We start from the raw sequence: 20,458 nt of genomic DNA, 5'->3' as shown, positions 1-20,458 counted from the left end.
TGCACGCCAGCCGGGCGAGCCATATCGGGTCCATCGGTTATTCTGCTCGCCTGGCGGTATCTATTATGTTGATTACCCTGCTGTTATTTTTCGTCTCTGCGGCCACCATCTACTTTGCCTGCGAATACTTCGTCAACGGCATCGAGTGGACCGGCCACCACTTCAAACTCTCCCAAAGCGCCACCGGTTCCCTGCTGGCGGCACTGGGTACGGCGCTGCCCGAGTGTATCGTGACCCTCACCGCTCTGCTGATGGGCAACACAACCGCCCAGCAGGAGATCGGCATTGGCGCCGCCCTTGGCGGGCCGCTTGTGTTGGCCACCATCGGCTATGCAGCGGTCGGCCTCACCCTGCTGCTTTGCATGGGGCGTACCGAACGAGCCATCGACGGCGAGGTGCAGCGCGAGATTGGCCGGGATCAGCGCTGGTTTATGGGTATCTTTCTGGTTGCCACTGTACTGGGTCTGGTCGCCTTTACCGGCAAGAGCTGGCTGGCCCCGCTTTTTGTGTTGGTCTACCTCGTCTATGTAAGGCGCGAGTTGAAACAGACTGACTGCCACGAGGTCGAGCTGCCGGAGCCCCTCAAGCTGGCTCCCGACGCGGAGCTCCCGCCCGTTGGCAAGGTGTTGCTGCAGACGCTGGCTGCGTTGGTGGTGGTGGCGCTGGCGGCCCAGCTGTTTGTTCATCAGCTGGAGAGCATGGGCGAGCTGTTTGGCCTCTCGCCGGTACTGGCGGCCCTGCTGCTGAGTCCGGTGGCGACCGAGATGCCGGAGCTGATGAACGTGCTGATCTGGGTGCGACAGGGCAAGAACCGGCTGGCGCTGGCCAATATCTCCGGGGCCATGATGATCCAGGGCACTATCCCCAAGGCGTTCTGTCTGCTCTTTACCCCCTGGTTGCTGGATGGCGCCATGATGGCCTCCTCGCTGGTGACGCTGCTGGCGGTGGGGTTGCTCTGGTGGGGGTTCAGAAAGGGGGTGATGACCGCCGAACGGTTGGCACTGGTCGGCCTGCTCTATCTCGGTTTTTGCGGCTGGCTGCTGGTGAGCTGAAGCGGGAAGGAAAATCAGGGAATTAAAAAACCAAATAAATACGTAACCACGATGGCCTTTGATTTTCTCGGCAATATAAACCCCCTTCATTATGAAGGGGGTTGGTTGGCAAAGAGCTCAATTACAGGGATGGATTCATGATTTGACGGGTGCGTTCAAAAACATCGAGCCCCTGTTGTTTTAACCAGAACGGGATATCGATCAGTACCCAGTTTTCGCTGAGTTTGTCACCGTCCCGGCAATAAACATCAACTACCTGCATATCTGCACGGATCTCGCCACCAGGCATACCAAGGAAGCCACCTGTTGGGGTATTTGACAAATTCGGCCAGCCAAAGAAGCAAGCAAAATTGCCTTCGGCAAAGCGGCAGACATGGCCATTGAACTTTTTGTCTTTGAGATTGTTACGAAACGGCAATTGATGCTGTTGCTGGTAGCGGGGAATGGTATAGGAAGCGCCGATACCACAAGGACCGTACCAAATCATGTCTTTTGACCAGCTCTTTTCCAGCACTTCTGGGGGGCATCCCATCGCGCCACTGTCATTGAGTGCAGAGAGATCGTTGACCATCTTGTTGACCAGTGCCAAGGTTGCAGCGCCTTCCTCTTCGGGGGCATCGGCAAACAGCAGGCCATCATGATTGCGCGGGCCCGGATAGGTAAAGTACTTGCCGGTCGAGGGGGGAAGCGGGTAGCAACCCGCTTGCTCCATCACTCCCAGTAGGTCCAGGAACAATCCTGTTTTAGTGATTTTTCCATGCTCCACGCAGGTGAATTCGGCATAGCGGATATTTATCATTTTGCCAGTGGCACGAATCCCAAGCCAATCTGCATCGAATAGCCCCATAAAGTGCCCCATGCTCATGACCCATTGCTCACCACTGATTTCGTTGGTACCGCCAATAAAAATGTCTTGACGGCGTTGCATGCGGGTCATGGTACTCATGAGAGGGGCCCAAAAATTACTGGCAACGGCTTCCGCCCCTTGTTGCTCTCTGAACGGGTACACACCTCGCCACAGATAGTCTTCTGAAGTGAAGCTGCGCAGTACCGATGCCACCGTTTCCGGGGTGGCGGATTCCATAGCGGAGAAATATTCCAGAACGATGCGTTTTGTTGCTTGATATTTAGACATGATAATTTTTCTCGTATTTGATGATTAAGCCAATTTGTAATTAAGCAGCTGCCCGTTGTGAGGGCTTGTTCTTGTAGAGCAGGCCTCCCTTGAGGGTTTCTGGCAGTGAAAGCCATAGCAGGGCAGCGATGAGCCAGATAATAGGAGACCCCCACATGGCGGTGGCAAGATCGGTGCGTTCTTTGATGAAAATAAGTACCACTGGTGCCCACATCCCGATAATTCTGCCGCCATGAAACAGCGCTGCGCCAAAACTGCGCAAGTGTGCGGGAAACAATTCAGAAAAGTAGCCACCCCATACCGCAGAAGCAGATAAACCAAAGTTGTAGATAAGGCCAAGCAGTGCCAACATATTCAGTCCACCGATGGACATATCACTCGGGGCAACGAAAAATGCCGATGCCATCAGACCTGCCAAAATGAATCCAAACGCATTGACCTTTCGACCAAATCGGTCAGCGACATAACCCCAGACCCAAGCTCCAAATAGTGATCCAAAAGCAGAAATTGAGAAAATAATACCAATCGTTGCACCATCAAACTGGCGGACTTCTTTTAGGTAGGTAGTAACAAAACCACTAAAGAATTGGTAGCCATAGAAGTTAAGGCCTGCCAGCATCAAGCAAGTCACGGTGATCATGCGATAGGGTTTACTAAACATTTCCCCCCATGTACCTTTGCGTTGTGGTTCGTCAGCATGACCGTCATTATTTTTTTCGCGCTCTTCACCGTAAGCGATCACACTCTTGTCGCTGGGTAGTATAAAAATCATAACGAGAGCTGCGGCAAGGGGTGGGATGCCACCAACCCACATCAGGCTTTCCCATGGAGCATTGATGCTTGATATAAATGCGGCATAAACCCCCATCGCCATTAATGCAACAGAAAACATGGACGATGCGAATGCGGTCAGCTTGCCACGTACGCTGGGTGGAAACAGGCCGATCATCAGGCTGACTGCAACCGTAAAATATCCTCCCAATGAGATACCTATAATGAAGCGCATTAGGGCCCAACTGGTGTAATCGGTGAACATCATATTAATAATGGTTGCACCACCATTCAGAGCGGTGATTGCGATTAAGGTTGATTTTTTACCTAGTTGGGTCGCAACCCAAGCGCAAGTAAGCGCCCCAATAAGTGCCCCAACAGACTGCCAAGTATAAAACTCGGCTGTATCAGCCAAGGTTATCCCTTGATATTGTTCAACAATATATGGGCGAACGTAGTCAATGATGACAAAATTGTAGCAGTAGAAAAAATAACCAACAAGAATTGCAAGGTAAGCTGCAATTCGTTGGAGTAGGGGTACTTCACTCATGTGCCGTCTGGTGCTCATAGACGATAGCCTCTGTCAATCTGGGTGGTATTTCACGATGGCCATGGGCTTACTGTGTGACTAGCATCACATTTACCCAAAATGACTACGTATTCATTTTGTGGCTATTCTAGAATGCACATGCCTGTCATAACTGTGACGCGCGTCCCAATCGCATTGGGTTCGTACCCATTTTTGATGTCTATGTGACATGGATCACTCAGTAGAACCGAGGTTAGCGAGGATAATCAAATCCAGTAGATGAAACCGCTGGGGCTGGATTGCAGTCTCGTTACGTTAGGCTGAGTACAGCCAATTCCGCATTGGAACGTTATTATGTCTGAGATGTTAAGTATCTTGGTTGTATGTTCATATCTTCTTGCCATCCTTATACTCAGCTTGATTATTAAGAAGCGCGGTCTTAGTGCTGGGCATGATTTTTCCACTGGGGGGCAGCAATTTGGTTGGTTAGCAATTGGAACTTCAATTCTGGTTAGTTACATTAGTGCAATGACCTTCATTGGCATGCCTGGTTGGGTTTATCAGTCAGGAATGCAGGTAATGAGTATGCACATGAACTACCCCATAGTAATTTTTTTTGCGGCAACTATTTTTGTGCCAATATTTTACAATTTGAAAGTAAAATCAATTTATGAATACCTTGAAGATCGCTTTGGAATATATGCCAGAACAATTAATTCTGTGACATTTATCATTATCCAATGTATATCATCTGGCATAATGTTATATGCCACCTCATTGATTGCCATTAGAATACTTCCAGTCAGTATTACTGAAGCCATTATATATATTAGTATGTTTACTGCGTTATATACATGTTTTGGTGGTATGGCTACAGTTATTTTTACTGATATACTCCAGTCGATTGTTCTGTTGACCGGTACAGTTGCATTAATTATTACATTGTTATTTGATATCGATTCATTCTCTCTCACATCGGCAGTGTCGCATTTAACAGTAACTAATTTAAAGATGAATTTGTCTGACGACACAACGTTGGTGTCTGGAATTTTAGCGGTTAGTTTTTTGCATCTCAGTGTCTTTGGTACTAACCAGCTGATGATTCAGCGAACATTGGCGGCAAAAAATGTGGATAATGCGCAGAAGGCCATGATGGTATGTGGTTATGGTGCCTTTTTTGTATATCTAATGTTTGCATTTTTGGGTCTATTACTTTTTTATTTCTATGGTGGGAAATACTTTGAAAATAGCAATGAGGTGATTCTAGATTATGTATTCAAGCATACCAACCCTGTCGTTTTTAGTATGATATTATTAGCATTAACCTCAGCATCCATGTCAACTCTGGATTCAACATACAACTCCATTGCCACAGTATCAACTTTTGATATATATAAAAGATTTATAAGGCCGAATGAAGATAGTGGGCATTATGAGAGAGTGGCTCGTGCTCTTAGCCCTATTTCTGCTCTGTTGATCGTCATACCTGCAATACTCTCTATTTCCAATGAATCAGTCTTGAAGTCTATTGCGAGCATGGCATCTATATTTGTCGGTATTAGATTGGGGTCTTTTCTACTGGGGATATTTTCTGAGAAGGCCAATGAAAAAGGGATAATAGTTGGCAGCATATCAAGTATTTTTGCAGTGTTTTATTGCCAGTCGACAGCTATATCATGGCCATGGTATGCACCAGTTGGTACATGTTCATTTATCTTAACTGGTTTATTGGTGAGTTATTTTTGGGGGAGCAATAGTGATGCTCAGTTGACATTTTTTCATAAACAGAAAGGCTTGTTGAAAAAACCGCAAAAAAAGCACTATGGGTTATTGGTGTTCTTTGTGTTCACCCAAGCGCTATCTTATTTCATACCGGTTATTTATCGTGCCATAGCAACCCAGTGATCAACCGTTACAGTATGTTGATATGCTTAGGTGCTAGCGCGTTCAATTAGTTCGGCAGGGATAATCAACTCTATTTTTTTTGCATTGCCATCTTTAATCAACTCCATCAAAATAGCAACAGCTTCATTAGCCAAGCGTTGAAAGTCTTGTTTGAATGTAGTGAGTTGATAATTTAACCAGCTTGCTTGAGGAATATCATCAAAACCAACAACCTTCAATTCTTGTGGAATAATTATTGAAAATTCGTTCTTGGCTACATCCATGAGGGACATGGCAAGGCTGTCGGTGGCACAAAAAACAGCATCAGGCCTATCTGTTCGCAGCATTGTACGAATATCAGTTTGCGATTGATGATAGTCATAGCTGGTCTCAATCACTTTTGGTATGGCACCAAACAGCTTTTCCCACCCTTGGCTAAAACCAAGTTGGCGAGCCGTGTTGGTTTGGGTAGGAATATCACCAGTAAGATATACCGCTTTTTGAACACCAGATTTCTTGAATAGCATGGCTGCTTGTTTGCCAGCAGCATAGTTATCACTGACCACATAGCTGCTGTTGGTGTGATCGGCGACTCTGGCATACTGCACAATTGGAATGTTGAACTCTTCACATTCTTGGTACAGCTGGTTATTGAGTGTTGCGGATGCAGCAATAACGCCATCAACGCGGTACTGGAAAATATTTGGAATAGAGTGATGATTGCTCTCGTCGACACACCATGGCATCAATACGGCTGCATAACCAAAGCGTTGTAGCTCATGACTGATATACTGCAGGGTTTGCATGTGAATGGGGTAATCGGTATCAGGAAAGACTAGACCAATCAGCTTTGATTCATTTTTGGTCAAGCTACGGGCAAACGCATTGGGTCTGTAATTCAGTTCGCGGGCCGCCGCAAATACTTTTTGTTTGGTTTTCTCTGCAACCGAGCTGCCCTCGATAAAGACTCTGGATACCGTTGATTGCGATACCCCTGCATGCAGAGCAACATCGATTGAAGTAACGGGTCTGGTTGGTGATTTCATAACGGAATAGCTGATATATCTTGGCAGGGTGGCGGTAGTATACCGAATTTTTATACCGCGACGGAATTTCATCGCGGTATAAAAAATCGTTGCCAGTATGCGGTGATACTGGCAACGAGGATTACAGCGCGGCGATTTCGGCCTGCTGGGCTTCCAGCTTGGTCAGCTGGAGACGGTAATCTTCCAGCTTCTCGCGCTCTTTGGCGATGACCGCTTCCGGCGCCTTGGCGACAAAGGCTTCGTTGCCGAGTTTGCCTTCGATGCGGCCGCACTCACCCACCAGACGGGCAACCTCTTTGGCCAGACGGGCCAGTTCGGCATCCTTGTCGATGAGACCGGCCATCGGGATCATCAGCTCGGTGGCGCCGATCAGCTTCTTCACTGACAGCGGGGCGGTTTCACCATCCGCCAGTACGCGGATGGACTCCAGACGGGCCAGCGACTTGAGGAAGGCCTCGTTGTCAGCGGCGCGCTGGGCATCTTTGGCATCGCACTGGAGCAGCACGTTGAGGGGCACGCTCGGTGCCACGTTCATCTCGGCGCGGATGTTGCGGATGCTGACGATGAACTCCTTCACCCACTCCTGATCCGCCATCGCGGCTTCGTCCACCTTGGCGGCGTTGAACTCCGGGAAGGCCTGAATCATGATGGTGTCGGCGTGTACGCCAGCCAGCGGGGCGACCGATTTCCAGATGGTCTCGGTGATGAACGGGATGATCGGATGCGCCAGACGCAGCAGGGTCTCGAGGACGCTGACGAGGGTGTGGCGTGCAGCGCGCTGCTCGGCCTCGGAGCCCTTGGTCAGCACCGGCTTGGTCAGCTCCAGATACCAGTCACAGAACTGGTTCCAGATAAATTCGTACAGCACGCCCGCGGCGATATCGAAGCGATAGGTATCGAGGGCGGTGCGGAAGTCACGGATGGCCACTTGCAGCTGGGACTGGATCCAGCGGTCCGCCAGACTGAACTGCATCTCGCCGCCCTTGCCTTGCGAAGAGAAACCGCAATCCTGATCTTCGGTGTTCATCAGCACATAGCGGGAGGCGTTCCACAACTTGTTGCAGAAGTTGTTGTAGCCGTCCAGGCGCTTCATGTCCCAGTTGATGTCACGACCGGTAGAGGCCAGCGCTGCCAGAGTGAAGCGCAGGGCGTCGGTACCGTGGGCATCGATCCCTTCCGGGAACTGCTTGGCGGTACGCTTACCGATCTTCTCGGCCATCTGCGGCTGCATCATGTTGCCGGTGCGTTTCTCCAGCAGGTCTTCCAAGGAGATGCCGTCGATCATGTCGAGCGGATCCAGCACGTTGCCCTTGGACTTGGACATCTTCTGGCCTTCTTCGTCACGAATGAGGCCTGTGATGTAAACGGTCTTGAACGGGACTTGCGGCTGGCCGTTTTCGTCCTTGATGAAGTGCATGGTCATCATGATCATCCGGGCAATCCAGAAGAAGATGATATCGAAGCCGCTCATCAGCACGTCGGTCGGGTGGAAGGTTTTGAGTGCCTCGGTGTTGTTCGGCCAGCCCAGGGTGGAGAAGGTCCACAGGGCGGAGCTGAACCAGGTGTCGAGCACGTCTTCGTCCTGACGCAGGGTGGTCACGGACGGGATGCTGTGCTTGGCACGCACTTCCGCCTCGTCACGGCCCACGTAGACGTTGCCAGCATCGTCATACCATGCCGGGATGCGGTGACCCCACCACAGTTGACGGGAGACGCACCAGTCCTGAATGTCGCGCATCCAGGAGAAGTACATGTTTTCGTACTGCTTGGGCACGAACTGGATGCGGCCATCTTCCACCGCTTCGATGGCGGTCTTGGCCATCGGTGCCACGCGCACGTACCACTGATCGGTCAGCATCGGCTCGATGGGCACGCCACCGCGATCGCCGTAAGGCTGTTGCAGCACGTGATCCTTGATCTCGTCCAGCAGACCCAGCTCTTCCAGCTTGGCCAGAATCGCCTTACGGGCGGCGAAGCGCTCCAGACCGGCGAACTCGACCGGCAGGGCCGCATCATAGGCGGTGCAGGGGTTGCCGTTGGTATCGACCACTTCTGCCTCGGCACGCACGTGGGCGTCCAAGGTGAAGATGTTGATCATCGGCAGGCTGTGGCGCTTGCCCACTTCGTTATCGTTGAAGTCGTGGGCCGGGGTGATCTTCACGCAACCGGTGCCCTTCTCCATGTCGGCGTGTTCGTCGGCGACGATGGGGATCAGACGGTTCACCAGCGGCAGCAGGATATGCTGGCCGATCAGTGCCTTGTAGCGCGGATCTTCCGGGTTCACGGCCACGGCGGTATCGCCCAGCATGGTCTCCGGACGGGTGGTGGCGACGATCAGGTAATCCTTGCCTTCGGCGGTCTTGGCGCCGTTGGCCAGCGGATAGCGCAGGTGCCACATGTGGCCCTTGATCTCGCGGTTTTCCACTTCCAGATCGGAGATGGCGGTGTTGAGTTTCGGATCCCAGTTCACCAGACGCTTGCCGCGGTACATCAGGCCATCTTCGTAAAGACGAACAAACACTTCCTGCACGGCGGCGGAGAGACCCTCATCCATGGTGAAGCGCTCGCGCTCCCAATCCACGGAGTCGCCCAGACGGCGCATCTGGCGGGTGATGGTGCCGCCGGACTCTTCCTTCCACTGCCAAATCTTGTCGATGAAGGCATCACGGCCGTAATCGTGGCGAGTCTTGCCCTCTTCTGCGGCGATCTTGCGCTCAACCACCATCTGGGTGGCGATACCGGCGTGGTCGGTACCTGCCTGCCACAGGGTGTTTTTGCCCTGCATGCGGTTGTAGCGGATCAGAGTATCCATCAGGGTTTGCTGGAAGGCGTGACCCATGTGCAGGCTACCGGTGACGTTCGGCGGCGGGATCATGATGCAGAAGGAGTCTTTGCTGGTGTCGCCGTGGGGCTTGAAGTAACCCTGGGCTTCCCAGTGCTGATAGAGCGCCTGTTCGATGGCGTTGTGATTAAAAGTCTTTTCCATGGTCTCGCCGTAATCTGGATGGATGGAGTCTGGTGTTGATTCTTTATGGATCAATTGGTTGCAGTCAGGGCTGCGCCGGATCCGGTGCGGCAAGGACGGGCTGATCCCTCATTTCGAGGGTATGGCCTGCCTGGCGATAGTGCTTGTAGCGCTCGCGGGCTTGCTGCTTTTGTGTTTCATCAGTGGGGACAAAATCTACCACTTGAGCGAAGTGTCCTGCAAACAAAGGTGTCGCAGTGGCCAGATTGATGAGGCGGGCGTTGCGTCGTTTCGGTGGTTGATAGCCGATCTCCACCGGAGCCATGCCGCTTTCGCCCTGCAGCTGGTGCGGCACAAAGCGCTCCGGTGGCAGCTGCCACAACAGCTCGTCCAGACGCAGGGCCTGGGCCTCGTCGTTGCAGAACAGGTAGATATGGCCCGCGCCCCACGACTCGGCCGCGAGAGTGCAGGCCAGTCGCTCGACCGCAGAGGCCTGCGCGTCATCCTGTTCGCTCATCAGGTAAAAGGTCACTTGGCTCATCAGGTTGATCCCGTTTTGCGGTGACGGATTGTTGACCGCCTCATGAGGCTGACGGGGCGTTTCCCGTCCGCAGCTCACTGATTCAAGAATGAAACAAGGAAGAGGCGGGCCTCTTCCTTGTGGTTCAGGGTAACGCCAACCCTTCCGATGCAGCCATCGGCAGGGGCCGGAGAGTTACTCTTTCTCTTCGATATCCACACCAGCCCGGTTCAGCAGGAACTGGGTCAGCAGGGGCACCGGACGACCGGTAGAGCCTTTATCCTTGCCACTCTTCCAGGCGGTCCCGGCGATATCCAGGTGGGCCCAGTTGTACTTCTTGGTGAAGCGTGACAGGAAGGCGGCGGCGGTGATGGGGCCGGCCGGACGACCGCCGATGTTGGCCATGTCGGCGAACGGGCTGTCGATCTGCTCCTGATACTCGTCAAACAGCGGCAGACGCCAGGCGCGATCACCTGCCTGCTCGGAGGCGTTGAGCAGCTCGTGGGCCAGCGGGTTGTGGTTGGCCAGCAGACCCGAGGTGTGGTGGCCCAGCGCGATGACGCAGGCACCAGTCAGGGTCGCCACGTCAATCACGGTTTCCGGATCGAAGCGGTCCACATAGGTCAGCGCATCACACAGCACCAGACGACCTTCCGCATCGGTGTTGAGCACTTCGATGGTCTGGCCGGACATGGAGGTGAGGATGTCACCCGGACGATAGGCGTTGCCACCTGGCATGTTCTCGCAGCCTGCCAGCACGCCGATGACGTTGATCGGCAGTTGCAGCTGGGCCAGCGCATGCATGGTACCGAGCACGGAGGCAGCGCCACCCATGTCGTACTTCATCTCGTCCATGCCGTCGGCCGGTTTGATGGAGATGCCGCCGGAGTCGAAGGTCAGACCCTTGCCGACCAGCACGATGGGCTTGGCATCCGGATGACCCTTGTATTCGATGATGGCCATCATGGCTTCGTTGTCGGAGCCGCGAGCCACCGCCAGATAGGAGTTCATGCCGAGTTCGGCCATCTCCTGCTCGCCCACCACCTTGGTGGTGATGTTGTCGAAGGCATCAGCCAGACGACGGGCCTGGGAGGCGAGATAGGCAGGGTTGCAGACGTTGGGCGGCATGTTCGCCACGTCGCGGCAGACCCGCACACCCTTGGCCACGGCCAGACCGTGAGCGATGGCTTTTTCACCAATGGTCAGTTCCCGACGCGTCGGCACGTTGAATACCAGCTTGCGCAGCGGGCGACGTGGCTCGGCCTTGTTGGTCTTGAACTGATCGAAGCTGTAGAGGCCCGCTTTGGTGGTTTCTACCGCCTGGCGCACCTTCCAATAGGTATCCCGACCCTTGACGTGCAGCTCGGTGAGGAAGCAGACCGCTTCCATGGAGCCGGTTTCGTTCAGGGTGGTGATGGTCTTGTTGATGATCTGCTTGTACTGGCGTTCGTCGAGTTCCCGCTCCTTGCCGCATCCGACCAGCAGTACGCGCTCGCTGAGCACGCCCGGTACTTGATGCAGCAGCAGCATCTGGCCTGGTTTCCCTTCCAGGTCGCCACGGCGCAGCAGCGAACTGATATAGCCATCGCTGATCTTGTCCAGTTGTTCGGCAACCGGAGAGAGGCGACGAGGCTCAAATACGCCGACTACGACGCAGGCGCTCCGTTGCTTCTCTGGACTGCCACTCTTTACACTGAACTCCATGGAATCTCCTACATCCTAAAGACAAAAGGCACCTTTTATTGAATAATGCGGTGCTTGTTGGGGTATCAGAGGCGGAGCGAACAGCCACAGGCTCCGCAGTTCAAACTGGTAAAAATCCAATATACGGCCCTATTTTTCAGGCATTCGACTAAAAACACAAGTTTACTTGGGAATGACTGTGATCGTTTTCCGATATTTGTTCAGGGAAACCCTGAAAACCCAGCTGGCAGTGTTATTCGTATTGCTGCTTATCTTTGTCAGCCAACAATTTATCAAGATCATCGGTGACGCCGCCGATGGCGAGGTGCCGACACGTCTGGTCTCCACCCTGCTGCTGCTCAACTTGCCCAATATGGCGCTGTTGATGCTGCCTATCAGTCTCTTTTTAGCCATTTTGTTTGCCCATGGTCGCCTCTACGCCGAAAGCGAGATGACGGTGATGCATGCGGTCGGCTTCAGCCACCGTTTTGTGATGCGCAGCGCTATGTTGCTGGCCTTGCTGACGGCGGTGGTCGCGGCGTTCAACACTGGCTGGATCGCCCCGCAGGCCAAGGAGCGCGAGTATCAGGTGATCGACGAGTTCAAGGCGGACCCGGGTATCTCCTTCCTGCAGGCGGGCCGCTTTATGGAGCTCGACAAAGGGCGCCTGGTTGCCTATATCCAGGATTTGAACGACAACGGCTCAAAACTGCAAAAGATCTTCGTGCTGCAGCGGGCGGAGGGGAACAATCCTCCCTCGGTGGTGGTGGCGACCGAAGGGGTGGTGACGGTCGATGAGAACGGCCTGCAGTGGCTGACCCTGATGGATGGCTCCCGCTACGAGGGGAACTTCTCCGGCAAGCAGTTCCAGATCTCCGATTTTCGCGAATATGGTCTGGTGATCCGTCAGCAGGAGATGGAGCGTTCCAACCGCAAGGCGGCGGCCAAGCCGACCATGGAACTGTTCGGTACCCAGGACAACGCCATGATGGCGGAATTGCAGTGGCGTATCTCGCTGCCCCTCTCCATTCCGGTGCTCACCCTGCTGGTGGTACCGCTGGCGCGGGTCAACCCCCGTCAGGGGCGCTACGCCAAGCTGCTGCCGGCCATCATGCTCTATCTCTCCTACTTCCTGCTGCTCAGCGCCGCCCGTTCGGCCATTGACAGCGGTCGGCTGCCCTACTGGCCGGGGATGTTCCTGGTACCGCTCGGTTACCTGCTGTTTATCGGCCTGCCCCTCAATCTGCAGGGCACCAGCTGGTGGAACGGGGTGAAAGGGCGCTATTTCAACAGAAAATCAGCATGATGCTGCAACATAGGAACTTCTGCTGATGTTTGGCATTCTCGATAGGTATATCGGTCGGGTCATTTTCATGTCGATCCTGCTGTGTGAAATCACGCTCGTTGGTCTGGCGGGGCTCATCAAGTATGTGGAGCAGCTCAAGTCGGTCGGTGACGGCAACTACGACATGATCAACGCCCTCTACTATGTGCTGCTCTCCATGCCCAAGGAGGCGGTGCTGTTCTTCCCGCTGGCGGCGCTGCTGGGTGGCCTGATTGGTCTGGGTCAGCTGGCGACCAGCTCCGAGCTGGTGGTGATGCAGGCGGCGGGTCGCTCCAAGATCAGTATCGTGATGGCGGCGCTCAAGACGGCGATCCCGCTGATGATCATGGTGGGGTTGATGGGGGAATATGTGGCCCCCATCGCCAAGCGGATGGCAGATGACATCAAGGCGGGCGCGCTGTCCGAAGGTCGTCTGACGGTTTCCGCCTACGGGGTGTGGGCTCGCGATGGCAACAACTTCGTCAATATCAACGGGGTGCGTAATGATGGCGCCCTCACCGGCATCACCCTCTATCGCTTCACCCCCGAGCGCAAGCTGATCGACGTGGTGCAGGCGCAGGAGGGGGTGTTCGAGCGCCACCACTGGCTGCTCAAGCAGACTCAGGTTACCCGCTTCGACGACCCGGCGCAGATCCGCAGCGAACAGCATGACAAGATGGAGTGGAGCTCGGAGTTGACGCCCAAGCAGCTGGGGGTGGTGAGTATCGACCCCGAGAACCTCTCGGTCTCCGGTCTGCTCGACTACATCGGCTATCTCGATGCCAACAAGCAGGATGCCGGTCGCTACAAGTTGGAGATGTGGCGCAAATTGCTGTCACCGCTCTCGGTGGTGGCGATGATCCTGCTGGCCTCCTCCTTCATCTTTGGCCCGCTACGCTCGGTGAGCATGGGGGCACGGATGCTGATGGGGATCATGACCGGCTTTGCCGTCTATGTGAGTGATCGGGTGTTTGGCCCCATCAGTCTGGTCTATGCGGTACCGCCGATTCTGGCGGCTATCGCCCCCAGCTTGCTGTTTGGTGGCATCTCCTTCTACATCCTCAGCCGCAAGCAGTAACCCGCACGAGGTTATGAGGAAATGCAAAGAGGGCACCTGTTGGTGCCCTCTTTCGTTGCTGCATTGCTTCGGTATTACTTGTTAAGCAATTCCAGATTTTCCTGCTTGCTCAGCACGATCACTTCGCACTCGGCCCAGATATCCTGAAACGCCCGTGGGCGCTTGCGGTTGAACAGGCACATCAGGTTGCCCAGACCAAAGGCGGCGGTGGCGAGACGGATCAGCGCCTGGGTAATACGGATATGGCTACCATCTTCGTTCTGAATGCGCAGCCGCCAGGCGCGCATGCCGACGGTCTGGCCAGCACGGGTCCAGAACCAGGTGTAGAAACCACAGATGACGAAGGCGAGCCACAGGGTGTAGATCAGGCTCAGGTGGTGGCGGGTCAGCAACCAGACGGTATCTTCACCCGCCGGTACGCTGGCCATGCCGGTGACCAGCAACAGCTTGGCGACACCCATGCCGATAAAGCCGGCGATGATCAGCAGCGAAGTCACCACCAGCGCATCATAGATGAGGGCGCCGAGGCGACGCATCAGACCCGCTGACGGGTATGGCTGAGTGGCGGTAGAAGTGGATTTTTGTTGGACTTTTTTAGGCTTGGCCATCGTTTTTATTCCATTAAGATGATGGCGGCATTCTATGTAACTGGCCCCGCATCGGCAAGGCGTTGAATAAATGAACAAACGGGAGTGTTCAATCGAAAAACACCTTGCATGGCATCGCGCCATTCGTATAATCCCTCGCAGTTGCCCGGGTGGCGAAATCGGTAGACGCAGCGGATTCAAAATCCGCCGGTGAATAACCGTGTCGGTTCGAGTCCGACCCCGGGCACCATATTACAATTTCATGCCGTATCACGGCAGACCTGAAACCCGCATAGCTTAAGGCTCTGCGGGTTTTTTGTTATGTCTTGTCGTATCATTTGGTCTCATAGCATACCCCAAATACTGGGGGCCTTTCTGGGGGCTCAATGTTAAGCCACCAAAATTTAGGCCCCCAACTGTGGGCCAACTGTTAACCTGCAAGGCTGCTAGCTCGATGCTTCCGCCACAATCTGCAGTAACTTAGGCCCCCATCATTTGATATGGAGGCCCCCAGATGCCTTTAGATAACATAACAGTCAAGCAGGCTATATGGAGTGGCAAGCCGAGCGGCGACAAGCTAACGGATGAAAAGGGCATGTTCCTGCTGGTTAACAAGTCCGGCAAGTATTGGAAACTCAAGTATCGTCATGCGGGAAAAGAGAAGAAGCTCGCCCTAGGTGTCTATCCCGATGTGTCCCTGAAAGAAGCGCGAGCTAAGCGGGATGATGCCCGCCGCCTGATCGCCGAAGGGTATGACCCCAGTCTTGTCCGTAAGCAAGAGAAGATCGCCAATAGGCTTGCCAGTGAGAACAGCTTTGAGGCTCTGGCTCGGGAATGGCACCATAGCCAACTTGCCATTTGGAGCTCTGGCCACGCCACCCGAGTAATAGAGTCGTTGGAGGCGGATGCTTTTCCTGAGCTGGGATTAGTCCCTGTCACAGAACTGACGGCCCCTATGATGCTGGATACCTTGCGTAAGGTGGAAAAGAGGGGGGCAACGGAGACAGCAGGAAGGATATTACAGCGGTTTAGTGCCATCATGCGTTATGCCATCCAGACTGGGCGAGCCAAGTACAATCCGGCCCAAGATCTTAAAGGGGCCCTAAAAGCCACCAAGCAGGAGCACAGACCGGCCTTACCCCGAGTGGAGCTGCCTGAGTTTTACCGCCGCCTAGCAGTTGAACCACTGAACCCTGCGACCCGCCTTGCCTTCCATTTGCTGATGCTGACCATGACCCGCCCCGGTGAGGTGCGCTTTGCCCGCTGGGCAGAGTTTGACCTGGATCGGGCGGAGTGGCGGATCCCTGCTGAGCGGATGAAGATGCGAGCCCCCCATATCGTTCCTCTCTCTCGCCAAGCGCTAGCCGTGCTTGATGAGCTGCGCCAACTTACAGGACATTGTGAACTGCTATTCCCGAGCGAGCGCAGCCTGACCAAGCCTATTAGCGAGAACACCCTGAGCTATGCCATGGGGCGTATGGGCTATGCAGGCATTGCTACGCCGCACGGGTTCAGGGCGCTGGCCTCCACCACCTTGAACGAGGAAGGGTTTGATCCTGATGTGATAGAGCGTCAGCTCGCACATGCAGAACGCAATAAGGTGCGGGCGGCCTACCATCGTGCCGAGTACCTGGACGACCGCCGCAAGTTGCTGCAGTGGCTGGCAGATTTTTATGAATCCCAGCAGGGTGGCAACGTGCGCCCAGTGAATCTTACATCAGTGGACTAACAACATTGAAAGGTGGCTCGATGACAACAACTCAGAATAAGCGGAACATTCTGAAACAACTTGAATACTGTAGATTAGATAGGGCTGCAGAGTTGCTAGGTTGCGATGTTTCAGATCTCATCCACTTTGGGGCTACTGAGAGAGTAGCAATATATTTATATTTAAAAGACAACCCTACAGCTTTGGTTTATTTTCCAAAAATAACAGATTCTTTTCCTCAGCATCAAGACTTATGTGAGAAAGGAATATTTACATTTGACCTTAATACATCCATGCGCCCTTTTGGCTTTGGAATAATAGAAAGTGATGATGATGGGAATATTATTGGTTTTGAATCTGAATCTGAGTTCAAAGCCGAGCTTTATGGACTTTGGCAGTTACCACCTTATATAGTGACTGACATTGAAAATGACATGCTTCCGGATATGGAAAACCTTCTTATACGAGTGTCGGCTGTAACCAGTGATGGTGATTTTGCATATGCTGACTTGAAAGAGTGGGGGTTCCGCCCCACAGTTCATGACTGTTATCTTAAGAATGTCGATCTAATTCGGATAGATGAATGCTTTACCAATAACGGTAACACTAAACCTTTGCTAAGGATTAGTAAGTCAGCTAACGAGCAAGAGGCACAATCTAGACCTCCGAAAGAAATTAAACCTAATGGTGTTGCAGAACGCCATGCAGTAAATCGTGAGATTATATTAGCTGCTGCGATCTATGCAAAGAGAACTTGGCCTGACGAATGTGGTACCACAGCGAAAGAGTGGGCGGCCACAATATTAAATCATGAGCATGTATTGTTCAGTGAAACAAATAGTGGTAAAGCCATATTGGCAGACCAGCAGATAGAGCGGATATTAGGCGCTGCTATGAATTCTGGTCGCCCTCACAAGAGCAAATGATTATACGAATTTCATGTTGGCTCGATTATACGTTGTTTAATGTAAGGGGGGTGATGTTTACCTGATGTTAGGTAAGTTGAATGATGTTTACCTAATGTTAGGTCGATTTATTGACACTTACCTTACATCAGGTAGGCCGATTAATGCTTACCTGATGTAAGGTATGGCCAACCTATCATCGATACGACCTCAACTTGTGTTTGAATACCCTTAACACGTTAAAACAATAAGGGAGTATTCAAGATATGTCGATGAACGAAGCCCATGCAACTAACCAGCATATATTACCAATGGGAGGTTATATCAGAGCTAAAGCATTAGCTCCTCTGCTGGGGATCTCCGTTGTGACCCTGTGGCGCTGGTCTGCCTCTGGCAAGATCCCTAAGCCTGTGAAGCTAAGTGAGCGAGTGACCGCATGGTGGATGGAAGATGTGCGCAACTGGATGAATACTCGTAATAATGGACAAGCAACATAGGGGCAGAGACTTTGAGTGTTCAATCTGCCGGGCTGCATGGTCTCTTTTTAATGAGGTGCTGAAAGCAAGGCTATAAGTTGAAACTGTAAAGAAGCCATGGCATTAGAAAAGGAGAAATATCATGGCAATGAAGGTCTATCGAATCAACGATGTTGTAGAAGGATGTGTGTTATCCAAAATAACCATATATCGACTAATGAACAATGGGCTGTTCCCGAAGTCAATCAAGTTGACTGGAAGAAGCTCTGTTGGATGGCGAAGATCAGATGTCGACCATTTGGTATCAACAGTTGGTTCTGAAGCTGAGGCTAGATATGAATAGACTATCTATCCGCAGAGATCTTTGTAATCTCATGGAATCGCCTGATGATACAATAATTGAGACTGAGAAACGGATTACACTTCTTCTTAAAACTGGTAATGAAAAGCATCAACAAATAGCTTGGAAGTTATGGTCTTGCTTAGAAGAGGACGATCATGATTGTAACTCTCTAGCATGCAAGCAGTGCACTAGAACTAAGAGAATGAAAGTCATCGAGTCAGTATTACCTAAGGTTATTGGTAATAACTATCGGTTTGTCACTGTGATCCTTTATCATGATGTATTGGCGAAGAGTGAGTTACATGCGCTAAAACCGCAGAAGTTGAAAGAGCAACTCTATCGGGATCTCAAGAAAGTAGGAATCACAAGTCCAGTATATGGAGCATTGGAAGTCGACTTTAATGAAGGAGAACAAGTATGGCTACCACACTTTCATCTTCTTGTTGAAGCAGATGAGGACAAGATGAAGTCGCTGAAGGCAAAGCTTAAACGTCGGCATAATATTGATTTATGGAATGGTAAGACACCTAGGCCCGTGAAAGAAGACCCCATCCGAGATGCTATCAGGCAGGTAAGTTATGTGTACAAGTTCATGTGGCAATCAACTCCACCCATAAGCGGGGATAAGCGAAGGGGGACGCTTGAAGTCTATTGTGCAGCATTAACTTACCTTGATTCATTGCGTATTGAGACCTTGCTAGTTGAGCATGGTGTCAGAAGGGGAAAGTAAGGAATGGCTATCTGATGTGGTTTAAGCATGTATATTATGTGTATGCACTACTGTCTACTGAGTTAAGGTAATAACACTACAGTGAAGGGTGAGAGGTAAGGGGGGGGGGGCGAAAGTAGTGCTTCCTCTTACCTCACTGGTTTGGTTAACTTGCAAAATATTAGATATAGAGGTTATCGTGTGTGAACCAATCATGATTACGTCAAGCACCCTTCAGTCACTAAAATGAAGTGTACTCTGATTTACGTCGAATTTTTCCAGTGCGGGCGGCGTCTCTGGGAATGTCACACGTGAACAGAACTCCCGACGGACTTTCTCTATCTTCTTGATCATTGAATCGTAATAGTTTTCCCAAGCCCGAATCACAGCAATATTTTGCTTCTTGTACATTTCACACTGAGCTCTACCTAGACGTGCCGCTTCACTGTTGACCCGTTTCATAAAGTCAGTTTCGTCTTGTTTTAATTTCTCTTCCTTAGCTCGGAGGTCAGCAGTCTTCAAGAGCAGTAAGGAGTGTGAGCCATTTAACTTCACGTCACGCATTTTAAGTTCATGCTCACGATTATCCAGATCAGCACTTAAACCTTTTAACCGCAACTGTACTTCCTTATCCAACTCTGCCATTCGCTTCTCTACGGCCCTCTCCGCTTTTTTCAAAGCCGCTTCCCGAATGGATAGCTGATCTAGCAGTTGAAGACGGGAGGCATTGAGCGCAAGCAGTTCCTTTTGCGATTGCGTTTCCTTCTCTACCTCAAACAGGCGATCTTCCGCCTCTTCGATACGTCGCTCTAGGCCAGCCATCAGCGTTCTTTTGTTAGCAATCACAGCATCCATCTGCGTGAGCTCTGGCTGATAACCAGCGACCTGAGCTTCGTAGCGCTTAACTTGTTGTACTAGCTCCTGTACTTGATCTTTCAGTTTCCTGCTTTGTTCAATCAAACTGCGGATAGTCCGACGTTCTTGCTGTTGGAAGGCCTCAGCGATTGGCCCTACTGGCGCAGCTGTAAGCAACTTCTTCGGGCAATGGGCAAGGTAGGCACGCACGGAGTCCTTTGAAAGCACCTCGACATCTAACGAAAACTTACTGAAATCAAGCTCAATACAGGTCGCATTGATGCGTCGCAGATACTTCACTTTCGCTTCGTCACAGAAGTGGGTGACCGCGATTTCAATCAGGATTTTTTCACCTTTCACATAGCCGATCACATCGGGGATCCGGCTGCCTTCCGGGAACTCCAACTTCACAGTATCGAACGCCAAAAGCTCCTGCCTTGGGCTGGTGAAGCCGATTGGCAAACTCAACTGCATATCCTCGGCCAAAACTTCCTTCGCCATAATGTGGAGATCCGTCTCAGGCATCCAATGGCATTCCCGGACATTGGCATACGGTACATCCGACAGGGGGGTGGGTTCGTGAGCAAAATGATGCCGATTGACTTCACCTTTCTTTGCAACAAGCGGTTCATTGCAGTCTATGCAAGTACACCCACACGCCTTACCGCTAGGTACATCCTCAATCGACACAATTCCTTTTGAAGCATCAAAAGCGCGGCTCATTTTGACTGGCATTGGCACTGACCTTCTTGTGAAAGATGTCTCAATTATCCCGTGAGTCTTATTGCAGGGCCAGATCCAACTGCAATGTATTCGGGTGTTGGATACGTGGTTTGTGTCATAACGTTTCATCCCAGTACAAGTGATTTGGGGGCCTTTATGGGGGCT

Annotated in this window: 17 protein-coding genes and 1 tRNA gene; 10 read left to right on the top strand and 8 right to left on the bottom strand. The window is 52.1% G+C overall.

Annotated features, from left to right (window positions below; genetic code table 11):
- The first annotated feature begins 65 nt into the window (after positions 1 to 65).
- A complete protein-coding gene (locus tag ACW5W8_RS05420; RefSeq protein ID WP_498626803.1) occupies positions 66 to 1,052 on the top strand; it encodes a sodium:calcium antiporter in 987 nt (328 codons plus the stop codon).
- Positions 1,053 to 1,173: 121 nt separating this feature from the next.
- Here the strand turns inward: ACW5W8_RS05420 and ACW5W8_RS05415 are convergent, their stop codons facing one another.
- Entirely contained in the window at positions 1,174 to 2,187 is a 1,014-nt protein-coding gene (locus tag ACW5W8_RS05415) for a hypothetical protein (protein ID WP_498626801.1), read from the bottom strand.
- Positions 2,188 to 2,227: 40 nt separating this feature from the next.
- Positions 2,228 to 3,508 (bottom strand): MFS transporter, encoded by a 1,281-nt coding sequence (locus ACW5W8_RS05410; protein WP_498626798.1) that lies wholly within the window; start codon positions 3,506 to 3,508, stop codon positions 2,228 to 2,230.
- Positions 3,509 to 3,841: 333 nt separating this feature from the next.
- Between ACW5W8_RS05410 and ACW5W8_RS05405 the strand changes: the two genes are divergently transcribed.
- Positions 3,842 to 5,392, top strand: a complete 1,551-nt coding sequence (locus ACW5W8_RS05405; protein ID WP_498626797.1) for a sodium:solute symporter family transporter — start codon at positions 3,842 to 3,844, stop codon at positions 5,390 to 5,392.
- A 26-nt stretch (positions 5,393 to 5,418) separates the two neighbouring features.
- Here ACW5W8_RS05405 and ACW5W8_RS05400 read toward each other — a convergent pair whose 3' ends face one another.
- The 4 genes from ACW5W8_RS05400 to pepA form a co-directional block, all read right to left on the bottom strand.
- On the bottom strand, positions 5,419 to 6,417 hold the full coding sequence (locus tag ACW5W8_RS05400) for a LacI family DNA-binding transcriptional regulator (RefSeq protein WP_498626796.1): 999 nt from the start codon (positions 6,415 to 6,417) through the stop codon (positions 5,419 to 5,421).
- 121 nt (positions 6,418 to 6,538) lie between these two features.
- Positions 6,539 to 9,403 carry a valine--tRNA ligase gene (locus tag ACW5W8_RS05395; protein WP_498626795.1) on the bottom strand — a complete coding sequence of 955 codons (2,865 nt, stop codon included), beginning with the start codon at positions 9,401 to 9,403 and terminating at the stop codon, positions 6,539 to 6,541.
- Between the two features lie 64 nt (positions 9,404 to 9,467).
- A complete protein-coding gene (locus ACW5W8_RS05390) occupies positions 9,468 to 9,923 on the bottom strand; it encodes a DNA polymerase III subunit chi (protein ID WP_498626794.1) in 456 nt (151 codons plus the stop codon).
- A 174-nt stretch (positions 9,924 to 10,097) separates the two neighbouring features.
- Positions 10,098 to 11,606, bottom strand: a complete 1,509-nt coding sequence (gene pepA, locus ACW5W8_RS05385) for a leucyl aminopeptidase (RefSeq protein WP_498626793.1) — start codon at positions 11,604 to 11,606, stop codon at positions 10,098 to 10,100.
- 172 nt (positions 11,607 to 11,778) lie between these two features.
- On the opposite strand from pepA, the gene lptF reads away from it, so the two are divergent.
- Positions 11,779 to 12,891 carry an LPS export ABC transporter permease LptF gene (gene lptF, locus ACW5W8_RS05380; protein WP_043821844.1) on the top strand — a complete coding sequence of 371 codons (1,113 nt, stop codon included), beginning with the start codon at positions 11,779 to 11,781 and terminating at the stop codon, positions 12,889 to 12,891.
- Positions 12,892 to 12,916: 25 nt separating this feature from the next.
- Positions 12,917 to 13,987 (top strand): LPS export ABC transporter permease LptG, encoded by a 1,071-nt coding sequence (lptG, locus tag ACW5W8_RS05375; RefSeq protein ID WP_005355217.1) that lies wholly within the window; start codon positions 12,917 to 12,919, stop codon positions 13,985 to 13,987.
- Positions 13,988 to 14,061: 74 nt separating this feature from the next.
- Here the strand turns inward: lptG and ACW5W8_RS05370 are convergent, their stop codons facing one another.
- A complete protein-coding gene (locus ACW5W8_RS05370) occupies positions 14,062 to 14,595 on the bottom strand; it encodes an RDD family protein (RefSeq protein ID WP_498626792.1) in 534 nt (177 codons plus the stop codon).
- Positions 14,596 to 14,738: 143 nt separating this feature from the next.
- Here ACW5W8_RS05370 and ACW5W8_RS05365 point away from each other — a divergent pair.
- From ACW5W8_RS05365 to ACW5W8_RS05340, 6 genes are all read left to right on the top strand, one after another.
- Positions 14,739 to 14,824 (top strand) — tRNA-Leu (locus ACW5W8_RS05365).
- 264 nt (positions 14,825 to 15,088) lie between these two features.
- Positions 15,089 to 16,303, top strand: coding sequence for a tyrosine-type recombinase/integrase (locus ACW5W8_RS05360; RefSeq protein WP_439997800.1), 1,215 nt, complete (start codon positions 15,089 to 15,091; stop codon positions 16,301 to 16,303).
- Positions 16,304 to 16,323: 20 nt separating this feature from the next.
- The gene (locus ACW5W8_RS05355; RefSeq protein ID WP_498626791.1) at positions 16,324 to 17,208 is read left to right on the top strand and encodes a hypothetical protein; all 885 of its coding nucleotides are present in this window, start codon (positions 16,324 to 16,326) and stop codon (positions 17,206 to 17,208) included.
- Between the two features lie 251 nt (positions 17,209 to 17,459).
- Complete coding sequence (locus ACW5W8_RS05350; protein ID WP_174531735.1) at positions 17,460 to 17,684, top strand: helix-turn-helix transcriptional regulator; 225 nt, start codon at positions 17,460 to 17,462, stop codon at positions 17,682 to 17,684.
- Positions 17,685 to 17,805: 121 nt separating this feature from the next.
- Positions 17,806 to 18,006, top strand: a complete 201-nt coding sequence (locus tag ACW5W8_RS05345; RefSeq protein WP_082182200.1) for a helix-turn-helix transcriptional regulator — start codon at positions 17,806 to 17,808, stop codon at positions 18,004 to 18,006.
- Positions 18,007 to 18,208: 202 nt separating this feature from the next.
- The gene (locus ACW5W8_RS05340) at positions 18,209 to 18,736 is read left to right on the top strand and encodes a hypothetical protein (RefSeq protein WP_439989201.1); all 528 of its coding nucleotides are present in this window, start codon (positions 18,209 to 18,211) and stop codon (positions 18,734 to 18,736) included.
- Between the two features lie 213 nt (positions 18,737 to 18,949).
- Here the strand turns inward: ACW5W8_RS05340 and ACW5W8_RS05335 are convergent, their stop codons facing one another.
- A complete protein-coding gene (locus ACW5W8_RS05335) occupies positions 18,950 to 20,305 on the bottom strand; it encodes a competence protein CoiA family protein (protein WP_498626789.1) in 1,356 nt (451 codons plus the stop codon).
- Between the last annotated feature and the right edge of the window lie 153 nt (positions 20,306 to 20,458).

It is taken from the genome of Aeromonas aquatilis (genome assembly GCF_054052405.1).
The sequence above is the reverse complement of the archived record's forward strand: the minus strand, read 5'-3'. Positions and strand labels throughout refer to the sequence as shown.

Excerpts from the sequence above, each read along its gene's own strand:
- ACW5W8_RS05405 (WP_498626797.1), top strand. The coding sequence starts at position 3,842 with ATGTCTGAGATGTTAAGTATCTTGGTTGTATGTTCATATCTTCTTGCC.
- ACW5W8_RS05395 (WP_498626795.1), bottom strand. The coding sequence starts at position 9,403 with ATGGAAAAGACTTTTAATCACAACGCCATCGAACAGGCGCTCTATCAG.
- ACW5W8_RS05350 (WP_174531735.1), top strand. The coding sequence starts at position 17,460 with ATGAACGAAGCCCATGCAACTAACCAGCATATATTACCAATGGGAGGT.
- ACW5W8_RS05370 (WP_498626792.1), bottom strand. The coding sequence starts at position 14,595 with ATGGCCAAGCCTAAAAAAGTCCAACAAAAATCCACTTCTACCGCCACT.
- lptF (WP_043821844.1), top strand. The coding sequence starts at position 11,779 with ATGACTGTGATCGTTTTCCGATATTTGTTCAGGGAAACCCTGAAAACC.
- ACW5W8_RS05360 (WP_439997800.1), top strand. The coding sequence starts at position 15,089 with ATGCCTTTAGATAACATAACAGTCAAGCAGGCTATATGGAGTGGCAAG.
- ACW5W8_RS05340 (WP_439989201.1), top strand. The coding sequence starts at position 18,209 with ATGAAAGTCATCGAGTCAGTATTACCTAAGGTTATTGGTAATAACTAT.
- ACW5W8_RS05415 (WP_498626801.1), bottom strand. The coding sequence starts at position 2,187 with ATGTCTAAATATCAAGCAACAAAACGCATCGTTCTGGAATATTTCTCC.
- ACW5W8_RS05410 (WP_498626798.1), bottom strand. The coding sequence starts at position 3,508 with ATGAGTGAAGTACCCCTACTCCAACGAATTGCAGCTTACCTTGCAATT.
- ACW5W8_RS05355 (WP_498626791.1), top strand. The coding sequence starts at position 16,324 with ATGACAACAACTCAGAATAAGCGGAACATTCTGAAACAACTTGAATAC.
- ACW5W8_RS05335 (WP_498626789.1), bottom strand. The coding sequence starts at position 20,305 with ATGCCAGTCAAAATGAGCCGCGCTTTTGATGCTTCAAAAGGAATTGTG.
- pepA (WP_498626793.1), bottom strand. The coding sequence starts at position 11,606 with ATGGAGTTCAGTGTAAAGAGTGGCAGTCCAGAGAAGCAACGGAGCGCC.
- ACW5W8_RS05345 (WP_082182200.1), top strand. The coding sequence starts at position 17,806 with ATGGCAATGAAGGTCTATCGAATCAACGATGTTGTAGAAGGATGTGTG.
- ACW5W8_RS05400 (WP_498626796.1), bottom strand. The coding sequence starts at position 6,417 with ATGAAATCACCAACCAGACCCGTTACTTCAATCGATGTTGCTCTGCAT.
- ACW5W8_RS05390 (WP_498626794.1), bottom strand. The coding sequence starts at position 9,923 with ATGAGCCAAGTGACCTTTTACCTGATGAGCGAACAGGATGACGCGCAG.
- ACW5W8_RS05420 (WP_498626803.1), top strand. The coding sequence starts at position 66 with ATGTTGATTACCCTGCTGTTATTTTTCGTCTCTGCGGCCACCATCTAC.
- lptG (WP_005355217.1), top strand. The coding sequence starts at position 12,917 with ATGTTTGGCATTCTCGATAGGTATATCGGTCGGGTCATTTTCATGTCG.